This is a genomic window from Pseudomonas sp. Pseusp88 (assembly GCF_047303955.1).
In the GTDB taxonomy this organism is placed as follows: Bacteria; Pseudomonadota; Gammaproteobacteria; order Pseudomonadales; family Pseudomonadaceae; genus Aquipseudomonas.
The window spans coordinates 1-205 of sequence record NZ_JBGLYM010000165.1 but is presented as its reverse complement, the minus strand read 5'-3'; the positions used below and the strand labels follow the sequence as shown (position 1 = coordinate 205).

1 protein-coding gene is annotated in these 205 nt (G+C 68.3%); it reads right to left on the bottom strand.

Going from position 1 to position 205, the window contains the following annotated elements; all coding sequences use genetic code 11:
- The coding region (locus ACCD02_RS32860) for a hypothetical protein (protein WP_413310749.1) at positions 1–205 on the bottom strand (205 nt) is incomplete at both ends.

The window sequence follows — 205 nt, the reverse complement described above, 5'->3', positions numbered from 1 at the left end:
TGGAGCGGGCGGTGGTCTGGCAGCACATGAACAGCGCCCAGGACCTGCTCACCGCCTGCCTGCAACAGGACATCACCTAACAAACCCTGGCCGATCATCTGAGCCTGGACGGCTTCGACTATGGTGCGGCGCTGTTGGTCATCAGCCAGACCCTGGCCTGGCTCGCCGCGCCGCCCGCACGCCTCGACCCGCTGGCGCTGGGCGG